This window comes from Peribacillus frigoritolerans (assembly GCF_001636405.1).
In the GTDB taxonomy this organism is placed as follows: Bacteria; Bacillota; Bacilli; order Bacillales; family DSM-1321; genus Peribacillus; species Peribacillus frigoritolerans.
Genome location: NZ_KV440950.1, coordinates 918,341 through 940,157, shown reverse-complemented (window position 1 = coordinate 940,157; position 21,817 = coordinate 918,341). Strand labels below are relative to the sequence as shown.

At 41.1% G+C, this 21,817-nt stretch carries 25 protein-coding genes; 6 read left to right on the top strand and 19 right to left on the bottom strand.

Going from position 1 to position 21,817, the window contains the following annotated elements; all coding sequences use genetic code 11:
* Positions 1–69: 69 nt before the first annotated feature.
* Positions 70–471: a hypothetical protein gene (locus A6755_RS04615; protein WP_063589900.1), complete on the bottom strand. Its 402-nt coding sequence runs from the start codon at positions 469–471 to the stop codon at positions 70–72.
* A 163-nt stretch (positions 472–634) separates the two neighbouring features.
* Here A6755_RS04615 and A6755_RS04610 point away from each other — a divergent pair, with 163 nt between their 5' ends.
* Both A6755_RS04610 and A6755_RS04605 read left to right on the top strand, forming a co-directional pair.
* Positions 635–1,054 (top strand): MarR family winged helix-turn-helix transcriptional regulator, encoded by a 420-nt coding sequence (locus tag A6755_RS04610; protein WP_034311740.1) that lies wholly within the window; start codon positions 635–637, stop codon positions 1,052–1,054.
* 12 nt (positions 1,055–1,066) lie between these two features.
* The gene (locus A6755_RS04605; protein ID WP_063589899.1) at positions 1,067–2,266 is read left to right on the top strand and encodes an MFS transporter; all 1,200 of its coding nucleotides are present in this window, start codon (positions 1,067–1,069) and stop codon (positions 2,264–2,266) included.
* A gap of 69 nt (positions 2,267–2,335) precedes the next feature.
* On the opposite strand, the gene A6755_RS04600 is transcribed toward A6755_RS04605, so the two are convergent.
* From A6755_RS04600 to A6755_RS04560, 10 genes are all read right to left on the bottom strand, one after another.
* Positions 2,336–3,547, bottom strand: coding sequence for a hypothetical protein (locus A6755_RS04600; protein ID WP_063589898.1), 1,212 nt, complete (start codon positions 3,545–3,547; stop codon positions 2,336–2,338).
* Positions 3,548–3,571: 24 nt separating this feature from the next.
* Positions 3,572–4,399 (bottom strand): hypothetical protein, encoded by an 828-nt coding sequence (locus A6755_RS04595; protein WP_063589897.1) that lies wholly within the window; start codon positions 4,397–4,399, stop codon positions 3,572–3,574.
* Positions 4,396–5,082, bottom strand: a complete 687-nt coding sequence (locus tag A6755_RS04590) for an ABC transporter ATP-binding protein (RefSeq protein ID WP_057279131.1) — start codon at positions 5,080–5,082, stop codon at positions 4,396–4,398. The genes A6755_RS04595 and A6755_RS04590 overlap by 4 nt, the downstream gene beginning before the upstream one ends.
* Positions 5,079–5,459, bottom strand: a complete 381-nt coding sequence (locus A6755_RS04585) for a GntR family transcriptional regulator (RefSeq protein WP_063589896.1) — start codon at positions 5,457–5,459, stop codon at positions 5,079–5,081. The genes A6755_RS04590 and A6755_RS04585 overlap by 4 nt, the downstream gene beginning before the upstream one ends.
* 178 nt (positions 5,460–5,637) lie before the next feature.
* Positions 5,638–6,393, bottom strand: a complete 756-nt coding sequence (locus A6755_RS04580; RefSeq protein ID WP_063589895.1) for an AAA family ATPase — start codon at positions 6,391–6,393, stop codon at positions 5,638–5,640.
* Between the two features lie 170 nt (positions 6,394–6,563).
* The gene (locus A6755_RS04575) at positions 6,564–7,022 is read right to left on the bottom strand and encodes a DUF4937 domain-containing protein (protein ID WP_063589894.1); all 459 of its coding nucleotides are present in this window, start codon (positions 7,020–7,022) and stop codon (positions 6,564–6,566) included.
* The gene (locus tag A6755_RS28085) at positions 6,971–7,087 is read right to left on the bottom strand and encodes a DUF4937 domain-containing protein (RefSeq protein ID WP_241637386.1); all 117 of its coding nucleotides are present in this window, start codon (positions 7,085–7,087) and stop codon (positions 6,971–6,973) included. The genes A6755_RS04575 and A6755_RS28085 overlap by 52 nt, the downstream gene beginning before the upstream one ends.
* Positions 7,074–7,613, bottom strand: a complete 540-nt coding sequence (locus A6755_RS04570; RefSeq protein ID WP_063589893.1) for a GrpB family protein — start codon at positions 7,611–7,613, stop codon at positions 7,074–7,076. Before A6755_RS04570 ends, A6755_RS28085 begins: the two co-directional genes overlap by 14 nt.
* A 142-nt stretch (positions 7,614–7,755) precedes the next feature.
* Positions 7,756–8,781: a 2-keto-3-deoxygluconate permease gene (locus A6755_RS04565; RefSeq protein WP_063589892.1), complete on the bottom strand. Its 1,026-nt coding sequence runs from the start codon at positions 8,779–8,781 to the stop codon at positions 7,756–7,758.
* Between the two features lie 84 nt (positions 8,782–8,865).
* Positions 8,866–9,831: a sugar kinase gene (locus A6755_RS04560; protein WP_063589891.1), complete on the bottom strand. Its 966-nt coding sequence runs from the start codon at positions 9,829–9,831 to the stop codon at positions 8,866–8,868.
* A 309-nt stretch (positions 9,832–10,140) separates the two neighbouring features.
* On the opposite strand from A6755_RS04560, the gene kduI reads away from it, so the two are divergent.
* The 3 genes from kduI (at position 10,141) to A6755_RS04545 (ending at position 12,985) form a co-directional block, all read left to right on the top strand.
* Positions 10,141–10,971, top strand: coding sequence for a 5-dehydro-4-deoxy-D-glucuronate isomerase (gene kduI, locus A6755_RS04555; RefSeq protein ID WP_063592428.1), 831 nt, complete (start codon positions 10,141–10,143; stop codon positions 10,969–10,971).
* 45 nt (positions 10,972–11,016) lie between these two features.
* Complete coding sequence (kduD, locus tag A6755_RS04550; protein WP_034310689.1) at positions 11,017–11,793, top strand: 2-dehydro-3-deoxy-D-gluconate 5-dehydrogenase KduD; 777 nt, start codon at positions 11,017–11,019, stop codon at positions 11,791–11,793.
* Between the two features lie 184 nt (positions 11,794–11,977).
* A complete protein-coding gene (locus tag A6755_RS04545; RefSeq protein ID WP_063589890.1) occupies positions 11,978–12,985 on the top strand; it encodes a LacI family DNA-binding transcriptional regulator in 1,008 nt (335 codons plus the stop codon).
* 74 nt (positions 12,986–13,059) lie between these two features.
* On the opposite strand, the gene A6755_RS04540 is transcribed toward A6755_RS04545, so the two are convergent.
* Genes A6755_RS04540 through A6755_RS04530 form a run of 3 tightly spaced genes read right to left on the bottom strand, consistent with a single transcriptional unit; the run spans position 13,060 to position 14,477 of the window.
* Entirely contained in the window at positions 13,060–13,569 is a 510-nt protein-coding gene (locus A6755_RS04540) for a GrpB family protein (protein WP_063589889.1), read from the bottom strand.
* Positions 13,570–13,608: 39 nt separating this feature from the next.
* Positions 13,609–14,109, bottom strand: a complete 501-nt coding sequence (locus A6755_RS04535) for a hypothetical protein (RefSeq protein ID WP_063589888.1) — start codon at positions 14,107–14,109, stop codon at positions 13,609–13,611.
* Complete coding sequence (locus A6755_RS04530; RefSeq protein WP_244889631.1) at positions 14,106–14,477, bottom strand: hypothetical protein; 372 nt, start codon at positions 14,475–14,477, stop codon at positions 14,106–14,108. The genes A6755_RS04535 and A6755_RS04530 overlap by 4 nt, the downstream gene beginning before the upstream one ends.
* 119 nt (positions 14,478–14,596) lie before the next feature.
* On the opposite strand from A6755_RS04530, the gene A6755_RS04525 reads away from it, so the two are divergent.
* Positions 14,597–15,091, top strand: coding sequence for a VanZ family protein (locus A6755_RS04525; RefSeq protein WP_063589887.1), 495 nt, complete (start codon positions 14,597–14,599; stop codon positions 15,089–15,091).
* A 478-nt stretch (positions 15,092–15,569) separates the two neighbouring features.
* On the opposite strand, the gene modA is transcribed toward A6755_RS04525, so the two are convergent.
* The 5 genes from modA to bioB all read right to left on the bottom strand — a co-directional run bounded on the left by modA (position 15,570) and on the right by bioB (position 21,632).
* Positions 15,570–16,361 carry a molybdate ABC transporter substrate-binding protein gene (gene modA / locus A6755_RS04520; RefSeq protein WP_063589886.1) on the bottom strand — a complete coding sequence of 264 codons (792 nt, stop codon included), beginning with the start codon at positions 16,359–16,361 and terminating at the stop codon, positions 15,570–15,572.
* A 102-nt stretch (positions 16,362–16,463) separates the two neighbouring features.
* A complete protein-coding gene (locus tag A6755_RS04515; RefSeq protein WP_063589885.1) occupies positions 16,464–17,630 on the bottom strand; it encodes an MGDG synthase family glycosyltransferase in 1,167 nt (388 codons plus the stop codon).
* 132 nt (positions 17,631–17,762) lie between these two features.
* A complete protein-coding gene (locus tag A6755_RS04510) occupies positions 17,763–18,362 on the bottom strand; it encodes a DedA family protein (protein ID WP_053536595.1) in 600 nt (199 codons plus the stop codon).
* Between the two features lie 17 nt (positions 18,363–18,379).
* Positions 18,380–19,078 carry a polysaccharide deacetylase family protein gene (locus tag A6755_RS04505; RefSeq protein WP_063589884.1) on the bottom strand — a complete coding sequence of 233 codons (699 nt, stop codon included), beginning with the start codon at positions 19,076–19,078 and terminating at the stop codon, positions 18,380–18,382.
* Between the two features lie 1,588 nt (positions 19,079–20,666).
* A complete protein-coding gene (bioB, locus tag A6755_RS04495; RefSeq protein ID WP_063589882.1) occupies positions 20,667–21,632 on the bottom strand; it encodes a biotin synthase BioB in 966 nt (321 codons plus the stop codon).
* Positions 21,633–21,817: the final 185 nt, after the last annotated feature.

Here is a 21,817-nt window from a genome sequence, read left to right as displayed (position 1 = left end):
CCCCCACGAGAGGTAATGCAGCCATTTCCCCGCCCCTCCATCAAAACCAACGCTTAAGCGCAGGTCCACTTATTTTATGATTCCGTCATAAACCTCTCCGCCGCTATTTATTTTGATAATTTTCAGGCGGTTGGTATTTTTGACGAAAACAGATTTATATTGTTTTTCACCATTAAGTTCAATAAGGAATACCCGTTTACCATCGTTATCCGTTTCCTTATTGAAAGTATAGTCTTCATTGCCGATTTCCTCGATGATTTTGTCATATTCGGGCAAAGAAGACCACTTCCCATGTTTAGGACTTGTTTGAGTTTCTGTTTGCGTGGCTTGTTTTTGTTGTTCATTTTCAGTTTCGGTTTGATTTTCATTCGTTGTTTGGACAGATTTTTCCTCATTTTCATTGGCTTTGTCATTATTGCAAGCAGTTAGCATTGTTGCTGCGGCAATTAACGCGATCATAGATTTATTCATGCTTCACATCATCTCCTATTCCTATATTCCCATTCATTTAACTAAAAACCTGATTAAACAAACAACACAAATCCGAGTGGACATAATGGATTTATTTTGGTATTATAGTTACTCAGGGTAACGATTACTCATGATAACTATATATTGATAAGAGGTGTTTCTGATAAAGACTTTCCAAAAATTCTTTCAGCAATTATTGCTGCTGTACCGGCCGTTTGAAAATAATCTTAATATCCAGCTGAACAAGCATGATTTACACAGGGCGCAATGGTCCATTTTGTATTACTTGAACAATTATGGTTCGGCGACGCTTGTAGAGCTTGCCAATTACCAAAGCGTGGAGAAACCCACGATTACGAGGACCATTGCCCGCTTGGAAGAGCTGGGGTATGTCGAGCATGTGCCAAGCAAAGATAAACGCGAGAAAAGGATGCGGCTTACGGAGCTTGGCAAAAAGGTCTACAGCGAAGTCCGCGTGACAATCGATCAATATGAACAGGATATCTTGAAAGGGATCACGGAAGAGGAACAACTCGCTGCCATACGCATCATGGGCGAAATTAGAAATAACATTTTAAAGTAAGGAGATAATAACATGGATCAATCCAGAACCAGACTGTGGACGAAGGACTTTGTCATCGTTTCGTCCATCAATTTTTTCATAACATTAATCTTTTATTTACTGATGGTGACACTTGCCATCTATGCTGTTAATGAATTGGATGCTTCTACAAGTGAAGCCGGACTCATATCGGGAATTTTTATTATCGGGACGTTGATCGGACGCCTGTTCATTGGCCGTTTCATTGATTCAATCGGCCGCAAGAAAACGTTATTCATAGGTTTGATCTTTTTCACTTTGACAACAATTCTTTATTTCGTGGACCTTGGAATCGGCTTCCTGCTTGTTAACCGCCTGATCCATGGGATGGCAATGGGGATGGCAAGTACTGCGACAGGCACGATCGTCGCGCAGATCATTCCGCCGACACGAAAGGGTGAAGGCATCGGCTATTACAGCATGAGCGCAACACTTGCGACGGCTATCGGTCCTTTCATCGGTCTTTATATGGCCCAACATACAAGCTTCCAAGTCATTTTCAGCTTCTGCCTGGCATTAGGGGTGATCTCCCTTATTACAGCATTCTTCCTGTATGTCCCGGCATTGAAAGTGACGGCAAAAGTTACGGAAAGCAAAGGATTCAAGCTTTCCAATTTCATTGAACCTAAGGCACTGCCCATTTCAATCATCACTCTGTTATTGGCATTCTGTTATTCCAGTGTCCTTTCTTTCATCAGTTTCTATGCCATCGAAATCGATCTGGTCAATACGGCAAGCTTCTTCTTTGTAGTGTACGCAGTAGCCGTATTGATATCACGTCCTTTCTCAGGACCATTGATGGACCGGAAAGGATCGAACTTCATTATGTATCCGGCTTTCATTATTTTCGGAGTCGGCTTGCTGCTTCTAAGCATGACAACCAATAGTTTCACTTTACTGGCAGCTGGTTTCCTCATTGGCCTTGGATTCGGTAATATGCAATCAAGCTCTCAGGCGATTGCCGTTAAACTGACACCGCCTCACCGAATGGGGATGGCAACGTCCACCTTCTTTATCATGCTTGATGCAGGACTTGGATTCGGCCCTTATATTCTGGGATTCATCATTCCGGTAACAGGTTACAGCACACTTTATGTCATCTTGGGCGTTGTGGTCATCTTGACCTCCGTCCTTTACCACTTCCTGCACGGCAAGAAGGAACGTACAGCCAGAACGAACTTGGCTTCCATTTAAATGAAAAAAGGGATATCCCATTGGAGGATATCCCTTTTTCATTTAACAGCTTCTAGCTATAGTAGGTCCTTATTTTATTTCCAGGTCTTCGATATAAAGTTCAAAACTTTTGCTGTTCTTTTTATTTATGACTGTTTCACCTTTATATAAAGTCTTTCCAGTCTTTATATCTGCAATCAGAAGTTTGGCAGGCTGGTATGTAAATAAGCCTTCCTGATTCATTCCGTTCAATAGGAAGTACACACGCCCGTTCTTAAAGGCAGCGGTATATTGCTCTTCTTTATTAGCAGCTATATCCAGCTCGGTGTCACTCGTTAATGTTTGACTGCTGAGGTCAAATGTTTTAATGCGATATTTACCTGATTTCATTTCAACTGCATAAAGGTTTTTTCCGTCTGCATATCCTGATCTAGCCACGTCCAGGCTAAGTGGTCCTTTTTTAACCGTTTCTAATTTTTCCGTTTCATAATTATAAGATAAAAGCTTGCTTTCCTTTAGTTTTTCCTTAAAGCCATCCTCATGATTTACCCCTTTATTTACCGAAATGAATACCATGCTGTTTGGCTGTGAGGGGGCAACATCGATTGGCATCTCAAAATCAACTTGATTAGGGTCAGTAAAGGTTTCAGATACAAGGGTTTTATCGCTCAAGACTTTTTTATTGGCTACATCGATCGTATACAGATGAACCTCTTTTGTCTGCTTCTCATTGTTGGAATTCACATCAATCATCGTTAAAACCTGAATTTTTGAATGGACCAATTGCACATCCCTGACATCAATATTCATGATTCTCTCTTGATTCGGAAGTTCAATTTGGAAAGAGGTTTCCTCTTCATCTTTCTTTTCCAGTAAACCGATATCAAACTTTGCTTCCATATTCCCGCTCTTTGTATATTCGCTATTCACCCATGCGTAAGCAAGAAAATCATCGTCTTCATATAAAGAACTAATGGAATCCTTGCCACGCATAAATGAACGATGTTCTTTTACCAATCTTTCAATTAGATGATCTTGTCTTCCAGTTAAGTTCTCCAAGTAAGACCTTTCGCTGGCATATGTCGTTGTATTGGATTCAATTGTTAATGGTTCATAAAATGCACCGCCATTTTGAAGCGTAGCATTTATGATCACCGGATCAAGCTCTTTATCGCTGCCTTCCAGTGTCTTGAACGTATACTTTGGAAGGCTGGAAGCGGAGGAAGCTACTTTGACATAATAGGTCCCGATGCTTAAGATGACAACCATTCCAATAATGATGCTGCATAAATAACGTTTCACCTTGTTCACTCTCCTTTAAAGTTGTTATACGGTAACGCGATTTTTCAATAACCAAGCACCAAGCCACACCGATAATCCTGTCAAAATGATCCCTATTGCGAGCATCATGCCAAATAATTCATTAGGATAGAAATAGAAATTCCCGATTTCCATTAAAACTGGGGCTAAAAACAACACAGCAGCGATTCCGCAATATAACAAGCCCATTATGATTCCTTTTATGCGGAAACTTCTTTCAAACATGATCGCCGTGAATAATATCGACATGATCATAAGACCGATGCCATAGGAAATCAGGAATTGCGTGAATGTGCTTGGGATGATCAATGACAAAATCGGATTGGCTATCGTGATAGTAGAAATTGACATTTCACTCAAGAGCGCTTCCGGCACATTTGAATTAAATAGGGCATTTTCCATAGGTAAAATGATGATTTGGAAAGCAATCAACCCTAATACCATCAGGAAGATGGACGTAGCTTTTGAAAGGTAGATCGATAATCTGGATGTCGGTAAAATCAATAGACGATAAATGAACGTATTCTTTCCAAACCAATCACGATACCAAATAAGGAAAATGTAAAAAATAAGGGCAACCGCACTCAGCGCTATCGGTCCTACAAACAAGAGGCTATTGGCGATATGGTTAAAATCAATGCCTCCATAATTGGTAATATAAGCGGCTTCAGATAGTCTTTCTTCTTTCATGATATCCCTGGCATCATTAAGAAGGCTCTTCGTCACGATGATCACCCCAGCAAATTGCGAAACTAAGGTTATCAACAATAAGCTAAGATAGATTTTACTGAAACGGTTGATTTCAAAGTTCACTAGTTTTATATATCGCATCATGATTGATACACCTCTCTCATTACATCGACTACCGATTTTCCTTCCTCTTCCCGCATTTCTTCTGTATTGAACTCTTTAAGCACTGAACCGTTATCCAATAAAATGACCTTATCGATCAAATGTTCAATATCACCGATTTCATGGGTCGTGATGATGACTCCTCTATCTTCAATCAGGTGGCTCGCAAAGACATCGGCAATTTGCTCGCGGCTAAACATATCGATTCCCGAAAATGGTTCGTCCATCAGTACATAATCGACGTCAAGGGACAAACCAAGCATCAGGTTGAGCTTAGCTGTATTCCCTTTTGACAATTCCGAAATGCGATTCTCCTCTTTAAGCTTGAAAAATCCCATTAGCTGGTTAGCTCTTTCCGGATTCCAGGACGTATAGAAATCCGACATGAAAACCATGGCCTGTTTAATGGTCATTTGCGGAAGCATGGTTGGTGCGTCCGGAATGAAGGTGATTTTTTCATAACTGTCCTTTGTCATCTTTTGATCATCGATCAGGATTTCACCTTTATATGGCGTCAAGCCCATGATCGCTTTGAGTGTAGTCGTTTTACCGACACCATTTATCCCGATCAGACAAGTGACTTCGCCTTTATTGGCTGTAAATGAAACATCATCCAAGATCTTTTTCCGTCCATAATTCTTGGAGATCTTTTTTACTTCTATCATTTTTCTTCCTCCTCCCTTATTTCTTCCGAGTATTTTTCTTTAACCACACGAAGCAGTTCATCAACCGGTACATTAATCGGACGAATCGCATCGACAAATGTATCGACGGCCGCCAAAATCAATTCCTGCCTTACAACCTGTAAAATCGTTTCATTCGTCGTGATTTGACTGGGGAAATTTCGTTCTGTATGAATCAAGCCCTGTTCCTCCATTTCTTTATACGCTTTTTGAGCGGTATTGGGATTTATATTAAGTGAAGCCGCCAGTTCTCTTCGGGAGGGAATTTCCTGCCCCGCCACGAAATTACCAATGGCTATTTGTTCTTTGAAATGCCTAACGACTTGCAGATATACCGGTTCCCGGGTATTTACGTTCATTAAAACCACCCCCTATTTATTAAAAAAGCCTGATATGCGTGTATGTACTAAGTGGTTCATACACCTTATAGATGTACTATACCCGTAATACACCTATGCTGTCAACAACCAATTCCAAAAAAATGAAAACCCCGAATGCGCAGTGCAGACGGGGTTTTTCATTGGAGATGCTAAAATCTCATTGAAACAGATGATGAAGCAGCCGATCTTTATCTTCAAAAAACTGTTTCACTAACAAATAGTGATTGGACTCCTCTAATGCCACCTCACTCATTCCCTCATCTGAAATTTGGAGGATTTTAGCATCCGGGTAGGCCATGATGATCGGGGAATGGGTGGAAATGATGAATTGGGAACCTTGTTGAACAAGCTCATTTATCCTGGCCAGCATCGATATTTGTCTCAATGGGGACAAAGCAGCTTCAGGCTCATCGAGGATATACAATCCATCGCCTTGAAATCGTTCTACAAAAGCAGAAAAAAACGATTCCCCATGAGATTGCTGGTGCAGCGATTTTCCACCGAAGGAATCGATGATTTTCGACCCAAACGATGACTCCCTGTCCAATTCCTCTATATTCGTAGCTAAATTATAAAAGGTTTCCGCCCTAAAGAAAAAATGATCCTTCGGTTTGTATACGCCTTTTTTCAAACGGAGGTATTCGTCCAAATTGGAATGTGAATCATAATTGGAAAAATTGAAATTCAACGTTCCGCCTTCCGGATTGAAGCCATACGCAATCGCAATCCCTTCAAGCAAGGTGGACTTCCCCATTCCATTTTCCCCGATGACATAGGTAACACTGGGATGAAAAGCAACTTCCTGAAGGTGCCTGATAACCGGAAGATCAAGAGGGAAATGGTCATACGAAGATATTCGGTCTCTATTGAGGTAGATGCCCCTGATATACTGTGAATCATAATCTAGTTTCATTTGTTATCACCCTTCTGTGGCCATTTAGACTGCAACAATCCAAGACGCCATAGATTATTCAAATTGATAGATTGATAATGTTTGATTCTAAATGAACATCCACTTTGGATGCAATTCAATTAAACTTACTGAAATGCGCTGGGTTTAATCTTTCACTCCCGATTCTTTTATCAATGCAGGCAATTCCTTATCCCATACCGTTGATATGAATCTTCATTATCCCCTAATGATGCATCCATATATCTGCCGTTTTGCCTTTTACCGAATGCGCCTGACAGCATGCCCGGTATCATCCCCCTGTTCCATGCGTCTTTTAGCACCTGCTCAAAACGGTCTCGTTTAACATTTTCAACAGAACATTCAGCCACACGAAGTAATTTTCCCTTATCAACAAAATCCGTAATGTCCGTTCTTCCCATATTGGATATGCTCTCGAATATATCGACAGAAATATTTGTATACGTACTTCCTTGATCAATCTTCCTGAATATTTCATCATGCCGATGCTGCATGAAACGTTGATGACAATGGAGATCTTTCCAAACGGAGAGAATGCCTGCTTCACAGGGTTTTATTTCTATTCCACGATTTGACCGATGAAGCCAGCACAATGGCGCAACTGTCCCCATCCCTCTTGTGCTTTTGAAAATGAGCGCTTGTTTTCCTCATTCATTTGGCATTTAATCCACTTCATTAACAGGATGACCACCACGCTTCGCCCAATGTTTCGCTTTTTCATCGACCTTTTTGATAAAATCATTTTTCCCGTTTACATATCCTTTAATATCATCTGGAAATTCCGCTGCCAAGCGCTGCTTCAGCCTACTATACTCTTGTGCTTCATCAGGGTGTGATAGCAAATAATCCCGAAAAGCGAGGTGTCGGGCAATTTTTTCATGTCCCTTTTGGAACATGTGAATATGATGCGTCCTCTCATCCCCGCCTTTTCGAAAAAAACGTCGGCCAGCGATTCCGTTCTCCCCCTTGGCATCATACCCCATCTCTTCCATCTCTTTATTAAAGTCAGCGACACATTCCACATCTTTCACCACTGCCAAAATATCTATTACAGGCTTGGCATGGATGGCCGGGATGGCCGTACTGCCAATATGGTATACATTCATCATTTCAGGCCCGAAAATATCCTCTAATTTTTGGCATTCATCATGAAATAGCTTGGACCATTCTTTCTTATATGGCACGACCTCTACCTTTCTCATGGAAGCCTCCTTGATAGGAATCCGCGTTTACACATTCCGTTTTATATTTCCTTATTTTAACACCAATGTGCATGCATCACAAAAAAGCAGCCGGGATAATAACCCCAGTTGCTTTTTGGATAACGCTTACATTTCATTTGTTTTATTTCGCTTTTTGTATGGAAGCCACATTTTGATCTTTCAAAATAGTTGGTTTCATGCCCCTTCGCTGCGGAATGCCTCTTTCCTCCTGTTTCTTTGCAACCCACATCGTCAGCATCGGTGTCAGGATTGCCGTCACCAATACACTTGTCGCGATGATCGCTGTTGCCGATTCTGCTACAGGAGCGAATTGCGGGTTTAACTCGGCGATGATGAAAGGTACAGCAACTGCGGCACCCGCCGTTGAAGAAGCGGCGACCCCGGCAACGCCATCGGAGCCAGTAACGTAACGGTCCAGTAGATATAAGACGCCTCCGGAAAGGAAGACAACGGCAACGCCCATTAAAATACCCATGAATCCGGATTTTAGGATCATGCCAAAATCCAACCCGAATCCTAGAGCCAATGCGAAGAACGGGATAAGGACCGGTACGGCCTGTCCAAAGAATTCCCGGCATTCTTTATCAATATTCCCTACAATCATCCCGACTGCAAACGGAATCAATGTGGAGACAATTGTTTGCCACGGGAAGGTTGCAAGGCCTCCAACACCGAGGATGATCATCGTGAAGAACGGACCGCTTTCAATACTGATGAACGGGAATGCCGCAGCATCTTCCGTTCTGCCCAATTTTGTCATGAGTGCGGTATAAAGACCGCCGTTCGTTTCATTAAAAGCCGCTATCAGCACTAAAACCGAAAGACCGGAAAAGAGACCGGTTTGAATCCCATTCTCCGGAAGCAGCAAAGCTGCACCATATCCCAATAATGCCGCAAATACGACTTTACCGAAAAGCAATGTAAATCCTTTTCTTGCAATATACCCGGATTGCTTAACATCTATCGTAGCTCCGACACAAAAGAAAAAGACGGCTAATATCGATGCGGTACCTGTTAGCATGGCACCTGTAAATCCGCCAAAGAAGGTTGCCGTGTCAGGAAAAATAGTATGTATCAAGGCACCTATGAACAACGGGACAACCATCATGCCACCAGGGATTTTTTCTATTGCGGCTTTTATTCTCATCACAATCTCTCCACTTCATTATCAAATTTATGAATATTTGTAATTGGAAGTCTAGTTGTGGAGTTAACTGGGTGCTGTTATCGATCATTCAACATTTAATAGTTTGTTCTGGCTTTCAATAAAGTCCTGCAATTTTTTCCGGCTGGGCATGCCATCCATATCACCGGGAGCCATGACTTGAAGGGCGCCAATCGCATTGCCCCGAGTAACGGTTTCCATCGTGGATTTCCCTTCAAGCAAGCCGCTGATCACACCGACGGCGAAACCATCGCCGGCACCTACCGTATCAATGACTTTTTCAGGTGCGAATCCTTTAACATACCCTTCTTCATTGGCATTTTTATAATAAGCTCCCTCTGCTCCAAACTTGATGACAATCATTTTAACTCCTTTGTTTAAATAAAATTCGGCTACCTCCTCAGGTGTTCGGAGCCCTGTTAATACTTCCGCTTCGGACATGCCTGGAAGAAATAAATCACAAATGTAAGCAAGCTCATTAATGCAATCCACCATTTTTTGTTTATCCGGCCATAGGTTAGGCCGTAAATTCGGGTCAAATGAAACGGTTTTTCCTTGATTCCTCATAAGTTTCATGGCAGCAACGGTAAATTCATGGCAGCTTTCAGATAATGCGGATGGGATACCTGTTGCATGCAGATGTTTAGCTTGCCGAAAATACTCTTCTGAGAGGTCGTCGATATTCAGAGTGGAAGCAGCTGAATTTTTTCTGAAGTATTCCACTTCCGGGTCTCCGTCATGCACTTTAGATTTAATGAGCATTCCTGTCGGGTGATCACTTGTAAAACGGATACCTGTCGTGTCGACTTTTTCTTTATTCAATTCTCCGATGATGAACTTTCCGAAACTGTCGTTGCCAAGTTTCGTCATATAAGCAACATTTAAATCAAGACGCGCCAATCCGCAAGCCACGTTTGATTCGGCTCCCGCAATCGCTCGGGAAAAGGTTTTAGCCTCATGTAAAGGCTCTACTTCATTTGCATAGAACATGTTCATCGGTTCCCCAAAGGTGATCACATCTAATTCTTTCATTCCTAATTCCCCCTGAAAAAGGTGTATTACGGTTTAGTAAACCAAAACCATAAGAAAGCGCTTTCTTTTCAATAAAGTCAGATTACCATATAAACCAGTTTTTAACAATACTAATCTTTACATTTTTATTTTGTATAAAATCATAGTTTCAATCATTCATTTCTTCTTTTATACTGATTAATCTACTAAATTTTTCTATTATCATTGACTATTTGGAAAATATTATATATATTTTTAATATTGGTAGCGCTAACATTTTGAATATTCATAATAAACCGTTTTACTAAATAGGAGGTTATTTATATGCATATGGAAAAACGTTATTCCATTCATCCGTCACAAGCCAAACACTTTGATACAAGTGAAATCCGTAAAAACTTTTTAGTGGAAAAATTATTTCTCGATGACGACGTTTCTTTATGCTATTCCCTTGATGACAGGATCATCATAGGAGGAATCAAACCTGTTTCTAAAGAGGTTAAGCTTGAGGGCCATGATTTCATTAAAGCTGATTATTTTCTTCAACGAAGAGAATTAGGTGTATTTAATGTAGGGGGATCAGGAAGGATCTCAGTTGATGGGAAAGTATATCCCCTTCAAAATCGTGATTGTCTGTATATAGGATTAGGTTGTAAGGAGCTGATTTTCATTAGTGACTCAGACTCCGAACCTGCTAAATTTTATTTAGCCTCTGCTCCGGCACATAAAAATTACCCTATTCAACACGTAGCGTTCAAGGAAGTGCAAGGTGATGAAATGGGATCACAGGAAACGGCAAATAAGCGGACGATTCGCAGAATGATTCATGAAAAAGGAATCCAAAGCTGCCAACTGTGTATGGGGATGACTGAATTGGCTCCAGGAAATGTCTGGAACTCCATGCCCCCTCATGTTCATGACCGCAGAGTGGAAGTTTATATGTATTTTGACTTGGCAGATGATGCGGTTTTGTTCCACATGATGGGTGAACCCGATGAAACAAGGCATATTGTCATGAAAAATGAACAGGCTGTCATTTCACCTCCATGGTCCATACATAGTGGTTCCGCTACAAGCAACTACACATTCATTTGGGCAATGGCTGGAGAGAATTATACATATGAAGATATGGATACCTTTCCTATATCAGATATGAAGTAAGACTAAGAGTGGTTTATTAATCCATATGGGGATGGAGGAAACAAGATGAGTTTACTGGACTTTTCAATGGACTTTTTCAGTTTAAAAGGGAAAGTTGCCATCGTAACAGGAGGAAATACCGGATTGGGCCAAGGGTATGCAGTTGCATTAGCAAAGGCGGGTGCAGATCTTTTTATCGTTGCCCATGGTGATAATTGGCAGGAAACAAAGGATTTAATCGAAACGACCGGGCAAAAGGCTGTCTTTTATCAGGCGGAGCTCACGAATAAGGAAAGCCTTAAAGGTGTTGTAAAAGGGTGTCTTGATGCATACGGAAAAATCGATATCCTTGTTAATAATGCAGGAACGATTCGCCGTGCCCCTTTATTGGAATATAAAGACGAGGATTGGAATGCAGTAATGGACATTAACCTTAATTCCTTGTATTTTCTCAGTCAGCTCGTTGCCAAAGAAATGGTTGAACAAGGCAGCGGGAAAATCATAAATATCGCTTCGATGCTCACCTTCCAAGGAGGCAAGTTCGTTCCCGCATATACTGCGAGTAAACATGGCGTTGCCGGGCTGACCAAAGCCTTCGCTAATGAATTGGCGTCTAAAAATATTCAAATAAACGCGATTGCCCCAGGTTATATTGAAACGGCCAATACTGCCGCGCTTCGTGCAGATGAGTCAAGAAACAAAGACATTCTCTCAAGGATTCCGGCTGAAAAATGGGGAACACCCTTTGATGTCATGGGAACTGTCGTTTTTCTTGCCAGCAAGGCCTCTGACTATATGAATGGCCATATCCTCGCTGTTGATGGAGGCTGGCTCGTTCGTTAATCCGCTGATCAAGATATGTAAATCAATAGTTTAAGGTTAACACCCTTAGCCAAAGTGCTTAGGGTGTTTCTTACATCCAATGTTTAACAAAATCAGCTAACTGGCGTTGGAATCGTCATGCTCCTTTGTTATGATGAAGGTATCCCGTTCTAGTTCAAGAAATAATATCCTTTAGGAGAACATCATGAAAAAAAAGAAAACTACCATATCAGATGTTGCTGAGAAGGCCGGTGTTTCCAAAAGTACGGTTTCTCAATATATTAACCAGCGTTTTCGTTATATGAGTGCTGAAACAAAGGACAGAATCGAGCAAGTCATCCAAGAACTTGACTTTCGTCCCAATGATAATGCCCGGAATTTAAAAGTGAAAAAAACAAAAGTCATTGGCATACTCGTAGCTAATATTTTACATACTTTATCCACTGAAATCATTCGTACCGTAGAAGAACAGCTTCAGCAGCATGGCATGAAAGTATTCATATGTGACTCTGCCGATGATCCAGAGAAAGAAAAAGAATACCTTGATTTGCTCGTTTCTACGCAAGTGGATGGAATCATCATCTTTCCGGTAGGAAATGATTTTAAAGTCTATAATTACTTGATCGATCATTCCATTCCAATGGTATTCGTCGATCGATTGGTTGATGGGGTAACTTCCGATTCCGTTCTTTTAGATAACCACGCTGCAATCTTTTTAGCTGTTTCCATGCTGGCTGAAAAAGGACACGAAAACATTGCATTTTTAACCTTACCGATTGATATCCCGATCACACCAAGGCTGGAGAGGATCGAAGGATTTAAAAAAGCGATGGCATCTCATAAATTGGAAGTAAGGGAGGATGATATTCATTCTTTACCCAGAAACCAAATTCAAGAAAAATTGGCCCGGATACTCGATGCAGAAAATCCACCGACGGCCATTGTGGCAGGAAATGATTTAGTATTACGTGAAATCCTTAGCTATTTGAAAAAGCAAAAAATCTCGATTCCCGGGGAAGTGGCGATTGTCAGCATTGATGATGTCGCTTATACGGAGTTTTATGAACCATCCATCACGACAATTGGACAGCCCATTCAGCAAATGGGCATTAAAACAGCTGAGTTACTATTGAACCGGATAACCAATTCGGATCAGGCCCCGTACATTACTTATCGGTTTGCCCCCGAGCTCATCGTTCGAAGTTCATGCTAATTGTTCATACAAAAACGGCAGTTTAAAACACTGCCGTTACCATTTTCAAGTAATTCAGAACTTTACCCTGGAAGTCAACCGCCTTTTGCTGATTCCATGACATTTAGGATAAATGGCGCTTTCGCTTTTGTGTACCCCACAATATCTGCAGGATGCTTTTCTGCTAAGGACATTTTTAAATGCTGATATTGTTTCCGTACGTCCGCATGGCTTCTTAAATAGTCCCTGAATGAAAGTTGATTTTTCCACTGTTCACTTCCGAATCTATAGATATGCAAATGATGCGTCCCTGCTCTCCATTGGCCTTTTCTAAAGAAACGCCTTTCTGGAAACTCCTTATGCGGGACAAATTCATACCCAATCGATTTCAAAGGTTCAATGAACGCGTCAGCTTCAGCTAACTGTTGGACGCCAGCCATGATGTCCAAAATCGGTTTTGCCCCCAACCCCATGACGGATGTACTTCCAATATGCTCAACACAAAGGGAATCGTTCTTTAAAACCTCCATTATCCTCGCTTTTTCCTGATGGAATTCACCGACCCAATCAGGGTTATATTCCTCGATCTTCACTGTTTTTTCCATATAATCACTCAACTTTACATGAAATCTTATGGTCAGCCATCATTTTTCATCACGTGACCATTTTACGAAAGGATCTTGCGTGCTCGGCTCATAGTAAGTTCCGGCATACACCTTTTCTTTTCCCGTTATTTTATTCGTTCGGATGACTGTATATCTTCCTTTATCATAATTTTTGGTAAGATGATATGTCCGGTATGAAAACCCTTTTTCGGGCCCGGTTAACTTTTCTTTAGTTTTATACACTTGGGGTTTATTCAAGTGCTCTTTCACTACACTTTTAATATTCAGCGGCGTGCCCTCAAGCTTGACATCACTTCGGAAATCGGCATCCCTGGTCTCTGTTTTCCCTGAAGGAACGGATGCCATTTCGACCGTATCATGGATTTGTTCCGAGAATGTTTTTGTGACACTGTATGAATAAAGGATATTCATGGAACTTATATTATGCTTCATTTTGCCAGCAAATTCAGGCATGGCAACATTCAATAGAAAGGTGATCGAAATACATACGATTAATATGATAAGCGAAATTTTCTTCATATTTCCTCTTTCTCAACTATGTATTCTTGTAATCCAACTTGTTCATTTTCCTTAGGAATAATCCCAAATTTGGCGATTAATAGAATGGCAAGAAAACTGAAACTGCAAAAACTAGTATTATCACTTGTAACAAATGAAGCCTGTATAATTCGGGATGCCAATAATGAATTCAAAATATAAGAAAAAAGAAACCCTGAATAGGATAGGCAAACCAGATAGTTTCCAATCAATGCCCTCTTGTAATGTACATACTCCGACTTATTTCCCTTCCTGATACTGACACAATGTCTAAATTGCCTAATGAGACCGTATGTGAAACCAATAATTAATATGACCGCAATGACAAAATCAATTATTGCTTCCTCCACTGTTTTACCCCTCCTTGGTAATTCGAACAGAAAATATAGTAAATTATTACATTAAACTCATCATATACCATTTATGATAAAATGATAAATATTTCCCACTTTAATATTGGAGTTGTATCATGAAAATTTTTGTGAAAATAGTATTATCGTTATTTATGTTTCTATATCTATTAATCCTTACAAAGCTCATTTTATTTAAAACCTTCTCGATAACCGAAATGAATGGTCATATAATTTTTTCCCATGGCCGCTATTGGGGGTCCCATAACTTCATCCCTTTTAAAACCATTGCCCATTACCTGTTCTTAGCGGATGTTAACCCATCGATCCGGATTGAAAATATAGCGGGGAATATCATCGGTTTTGTACCTTTCGGCTTGATGCTTCCCTTACTGTCAAAAAGGTTTTCCCAACTCAAATCGATCTTGATTGCAACATTCTGTCTTAGTTTCACCTATGAGATTCTTCAGCTTTTATTTGAATTAGGAAGTTTTGATACCGATGATTTGATCCTGAATACTCTCGGCGGGGTTATAGGATACCTGCCTATTAAACTGTTTTACATCGTTTTCAAAAAGAATGGTACCATTCGCAGTCAAGCCAAAGGACAGTAATGTGCTGTCCTTCTTTTGTCCCAAGGTCCATATTACGCAGCGATTGAAAAACGATTACATGCATGTCCTTATTCTTACGTGTAAAGCAAGAAGATGTTTCAATATAAAGGAAAATATACCCAATATTACTATGGATGAATAAAAAAAGACCACCAGATTGGTGGTTGGAGTTTTTGGACAAATTCGAACAAATCGAGTTTGCCTACATTTTTTTATGGCTTGTACAATGAACGTCGATTTCCGCTACAGGCACTCGCTTTCCGCGGGCGGTCGGGGAGCCTCCTCGGCTTGCGCCTGCGGGGTCTCCCTAGACACGCTTTTCCCGCAGGAGTCTCGCACCTTTCTCTCCAATCAACTTTGTTATAACATTTAGTTAGAAACCATACCTGATGAGTTGAGGGTGTTAGCTTGGGAACTTCATTTGATGAAAGATATATTTTCCGAATTCCTTTTGTCTACGAGGCCACCGGATTGGCGGTTATTTCAAATTCTTAAATCCGTATTTTTCAAAGATTTTCATGGAGGCTTCCGTTTGGAGATAGTCATAGAATAGCTTGGCTTCCTTGGCATGATCCAGGTTATTGATCATTCCCACGGGATATATGATCGGTTCATGTAAATCTCCCTGGGCTGCTGCAATGATCTCAACTTTTGATGAGTTGAGCGCATCCGTTTTATAAACGAGGCCTGCGTCCACATTTCCCGTTTCCACATATGTAAGCACTTGCCGCACATCCTTGGCATATACCAATCGATCTTCCATCTCTTTGAAAAGTTTCATGTTTTCCAAAGTTTGTTTCGCATATTGCCCTGCCGGTACAGACTCTGGAGTGCCAATCGAAATTTTATCGGCCTTTGTGAGGTCTTCCAGTGACCCGATTTCCTTTTTGGAATCCTTTGGCACCACCAGCACCAGGTCATTGCCGACTAAATCGATTCCATTCTTCTCTTCAATAAGATCTTCCTCTATTAATTTATCAAATTTATCTTCTGCTGCTGAGAAAAACAGGTCAACAGGTGCGCCTTGGGATATCTGTTGCTGTAGAGCTCCAGAGGCCCCAAAGTTATAATGAACTTCCACATTTGCATTCTCTTTTTCAAAAGACTTCTTTATATCATTCAAGGCATCTTGCAAACTTACAGCTGCGGAAACCGTCAATTCCACTTTTCCTCCGGCTTGCGGCTTCATTTCCGTTTCATCACTTGAACACCCTGCCCCCGTCATCACAAGCATCATCATCAAAAAAATCATAAGGTATGTTTTTTTCAAAGTCACACTTCCTTCCGACCTTTCATTATAGGATGGCTGCTAATTCAGCAGCCTTCCGTATCCATTCTTCCTTTTAGGCTCACCAGCGGGAACACCGTGCATTTAGCTATAAAGAAGTTTGGGCTGTCGGGCTAGATAGGAAGGCGTACCATTTTGATTAAGATCAAGGATCAATTTCATGACCTCCACTATTCCCTCGGGTTTCTCCAACTCTATTTCCTTATGATAGGACTCTATGGATGTGTTCCATTTTTTCATTTTTTTCTGATCCTTCAATATACTCAGCAATTGTTTTTCAAAAGGCGTTTTCTGATTAAGTTTAAATACAAGGCCTTGCTGTTTTAGATACTGCAGATTGATTTCCTCCTGCCCCGGAAGCCTGGAATGAACAAAGATCGGAAGCCTTTTTCGCAATGATTCACTGATCGTGACACCGCCCGGTTTCGTAACGATTGCGTCAACTTCTTCATAAAGTTTATTCATTTCAGACCTTGATGAGATATAGGGCAATGGTTTGATATGAGGTAAGTTCCATGTATTGATTTCTTCATAAAGCTTGTTGTTATTTCCGCAAAGAACTAAATAATCAAAGTCGGTTGAATTCTTTAACTCATCACCTAAGTTCAAAATCCCTCCCAGACCGCTATTTCCTCCGGATATCAAAATTTTTGGCCGTTCTGTGTTTCTTTGGACACGGGCATTTTTTGTGATTTCCTCGTGCACGGGAATGCCAGTGACCATCATCGTTTGTTTTGGTATTTGACGCTTACTCATCAGCTTTTCTTTCACTTCTTGACTAGGAAGAAAATGGGCATCTATCCCTTCGCTTCCCCACACATTATTAATAAAATAGTCCGTGTACACGTTTATTACCGGTGTGCTGCACTTTCCTTTCATCTTTAACTGACTCAAAAGATATGAAGGGAAACCGTGTGTACACACAATTAAATCAGGCTTTTCTTCCGCTATCAATCGTTCCATCTTATTCATGAATAATTGCTGATACCATTTACATGCACTTTCCTTTGGCGAGTGAACATAAAACAGGTTCTTATAGGCAAGATTGTAGGTTTCCGGCGCATAACGGATCCATGTCAGATAACTATTTGCAATGAATTTTTCTAGAGAGGTATTGGTATAACTGATTAGATCGATTTTTTTATAAGCAATCCCATTCGAATGCTTTTTTAACATATCCATCAATGCCTCTGCAACTTGATGATGTCCCGACTGCATTCGAAAGAGAGGTAAAAACAAAATCTTCTTCATATGTGTCATCTCCTAAGAAATCATTCTGAAAATACAAAATATATAGTTCATGATATCTTCCTCTTACAATATCGTTGAACAAATTCCTTAAATCGATTTTTTATTTCCGACGTTTTTTAATAAGGAGCCGACTCAACTTTTGGATCTTTGTTTTCTCTTTTTAATGTATTTGATAGTAACATAGAGTACAAAAATAACTAAAAATACAACACCTAAATATGGAACATATTTAGGATTAACATTAAAAGCATCCCCCACATAATAACCGGCCACTATAAAAGGGACGGTCCATAGTATAGTGCCTAATAGGGAAAAGAGGAAGTATTTCCGAAAGGGTATAGAAGAGATTCCTGCAAAATATGGACTTATTTGCCTCATCCCCGGAATATAAAATCCCAATACTAACGTTTTTCGTGCATTATCCGTATAGTTTCTTTTTGCTTTCTCCCAGCGTTCAGCCGTAATCCCAATGAATCTTCCATATTTATTTATAAATGGATACCCCACATATTTTCCGCATGCATAAGCTGCAAGCATTCCGATAAAGGCGCCGAGAATTGCACACAGCATCGCTAAACCCATAGAGAGCTTACCTTGGACAACCAGCACCCCAATTAGAAATAGAAGTGATTCTTCTGGAGCAGGCACTCCTACGATGCCGAAGAATAAAAAAAGAAAAATGATCAGGTATCCATAAGAATCAATAAAATGTAAAAGCGTATCTATATCCATAATACCCCCAGAATTAGTTATAAGTCTTTTAAAGAAATGAAGTGTGTTCCTTTTTCCTTACTCTCCTGCAGGTAAATTTTTAACATTTCAATCATATAGCCTGGTGCCTCATTATCCGCTCCCAATGTTTCACCACAGTCATGAAGCAATAGGATGGAACCTTCTGTTGAAGCGCTTCGAAGCTGATCAAGCAGAGTATTTTTACAATGTTCGACTTTCCAATCCCCAAAGATGCCGGACCACATAATCACTTTATATTTCCTACTGAATAGTGGGGTGAACATATTGAAATGGCCCCATGGCGGTCTATAAAATATCACCTTTTCATTCGTGCATTCCGTTATCGCCTTTTCAGTCATTTCCAACTGTTTTCGCAGATGAATTGGTGATAGGACCCAACTTGAAACATGTTGAAAATGATGGATACCTATCGTATGTCCCTCTTCATGCATTCTTTTAATAATCCCAGGATTACTTTTCACTTTACTGCCCACAACAAAAAATGTGGCCTTTATCTCATATTCTTTTAAAAGATCAAGTAATTTTATGGTATATTCAGGGTTTGGGCCATCATCGAAAGTTAGCGCAATCCCATTATTCGAATGTATTTTTTTGGTTATTCCCAAGCTGCATACACGAATTAGCACCGTTGGGATAATAGTATAAAATATTAATAGCAATAATAAAATAATAAAACTAATCAGCCATATATGCATCACACAAAACTATCCTCTCATTATTGATATTACCAATACTGATCCTTTCCCTATATCATAATCATTTACTACAATGCAGCAAATGTTATTGTATTCAGGTAATTCATTATAAAACCTCTCCTTACAATTTAGCATTTTTTTTTCATTATTTTCACTTATCATTATTTTTTTATTTTTGTAAAGGTTGAAGGACATTAGTTCTATTACAGCAATGTTTGCAGTTTTTTTCTTTGAAAACCGTTCCAGTTGATTCCAGAAATCCGCTCCCTTTCCGCCGACTGCCTGCCAAGCCTCCTCGCCGTTATACGGCTGTGGGGTCTCGACTAGCCAGTTATTCGGCAGGAGTCTCGCTCATTTCTTTCATCCTTTAAGGATTACTGTAAAAACATGAAGGATCCCCTATCTTAAGCTTGCTTCGGGATGCTTCCGAGCCTTCAGTTTTTTCTTGAAATTACATTCCAGTTGATTCCAGAAATCCGCTCCCTTTCCGCCGACTGTCTGCCAAGCCTCCTCGCCGGTAAACGGCTGTGTGGTCTAGACTAGCCAGTTATTTGGCAGGAGTGTCGCACATTTCTTGCATCCTTTAAGGGGGACTGTAAAAAAACATGAAGGATAAACTAGTCTTGTTTAAGATTGGTTCGGGGTGACAGCAATTCGAAACTCCTTTTGCCGGAAAATTGATTGAACCGCCAGACTGTAGACGAATTGGAGAAGAAGAGCCAGTTTCCCTACAATATCTCTAAAAAAAGAAGTTCCAGCTGATTGGAACGTAAGGTACGAGACTCCTCCGGGAAAAGCGTGGCCAAGGGAGACCCCGCAGGCGAACGCCGAGGAGGCTCCCCGGACCGCCCGCGGAAAGCGAGTGCCTGGAGTAGAAATCATTACACATACCCACTTCTGGAAATCCGTTCCCCTTCCCCCGACTGTCTGCCAAGCCTCTTCACCGTAAGCGGCTGTGAAGTCTTGGCTAGCCAGTTATTCGGCAGAAGTGTCGCTCATTTCTTCCATCCAAAAAGGATTACTGTAAAAACATGAAGGATAAACTAGTTTACTTTTAAAATCCTGGTTCGGGGCGAGGGCAATTCGAAACTCCTTTTGCCGGAAAATTGATTGAACCGCCAGACTGTAGACGAATTGGAGAAGAAGAGCCAATTTCCCTACAATATCTCTTAAAAAAGAAGTTCCAGCTGATTGGAACGTAAGGTACGAGACTCCTGCGGGAAAAGCGTGGCCAAGGAAGACCCCGCAGGCGCACTCCCAGGGCGGACCGCCCGCGGAAAGCGAGTGCCTGGAGTGGAAATCATTACACATACCCACTTTCGGAAATCCGCTCCTTTCCGCCGACTGCCTGCCAAGCCTCCTCGGCGCAAACGCCTGCGGGGGCTCGGCTACCCAGTTATTCGGCAGGAGTCCCGCAAATTTCTTCCATCCTTTAAGGATTACTGTAAAAAACTCTGAAGGATAAACTAGTTATGTTTAAGATTATGGTTCGAAGCGGGATTATTTCGAACCTCCTTTTATCGACAAACTGAAAAAAAAACACCCTAAGGGTGTTTTTTTAGTTTCTCTCAATAATCTTCTTTATCAATTAAAGGGCACATTCTTCAATTTCAAATCCCAGGTCTTCAATGATTCCCCAATCCGCTGTGGGTTCTTGACCAGCTGTCGTTAAATAGTCGCCGACGAAGATGGAATTGGCTGCATAAAGTGCCATGGGCTGCATGGAACGGAGATTGACCTCCCGGCCGCCGGCCAGGCGGATTTCCTTACTCGGATTAACGAATCTCATCATCGAAATCAATTTCAGGCATTTAGTGGGGGTCAGCTCGGAAGTTCCCTCAAGCGGCGTTCCGTCAATTGCATTGAGAAAATTACAAGGAATGGAATCTGCATCAAGGCTGCGTAAGGATAGAGCGACTTCCACCGCTTCCGCCTCAGATTCGCCCATTCCGAAAATGGCTCCAGAGCATGGGGACATTCCGGCATCTTTCACAGCTTCCACTGTATCTACCCGGTCTTCATATGTATGTGTCGATGTAATTTTACTGTAGTTTTCCTGTGATGTATTCAAGTTGTGGTTATAGCGATGAACGCCTGCTTCCGCTAGTTTACCGGCATGTTCCTCATTCAGGAAACCTAAACAGCAGCAGATTTTAAGATCCGTCGTTTCGCGGATTTCTTTTACCGCATCAATAACATGATCGATTTCCCTGTTGGTCGGACGACGGCCAGAAGCGACAATACAATAAGTACCCGCCTTCCGGCGAATTGATTCTTGCGCTCCCTCGACAATCTTTTCTTTAGTCAGCCAAGCATATTTATCGATCGGGGCTTCCGAGACGATCGACTGCGAGCAGTAGCCGCAATCCTCGGGACATAATCCTGATTTCGTATTGATGATCATATTCAATTTTACCTTTTTCCCATAATGATGTTTACGTATGAGATAGGCTGCATTCAGAATTTCCAAAACCTCTTCGTCTGGGGCTTGGACGATGGATAATGCCTCTTCCTCCGTCACTTTATATCCTTTGATAACGTTCTCCGCTAACATCTTCCAATCCCTTACCAATGTTTCCAAACCTATCCCTCTTTTCTTTTATTGTGTGCCGAATCGCCATTCCTTGAAAAGGAACATATCCTGTTCCGGTTCTCCGCACATAAAACGGAAGATATCCAGTAATAGACCTGCTTCCTGCAACCTGCTGCTCCAGCCGCGGGTTTACCTGAACCACTTTT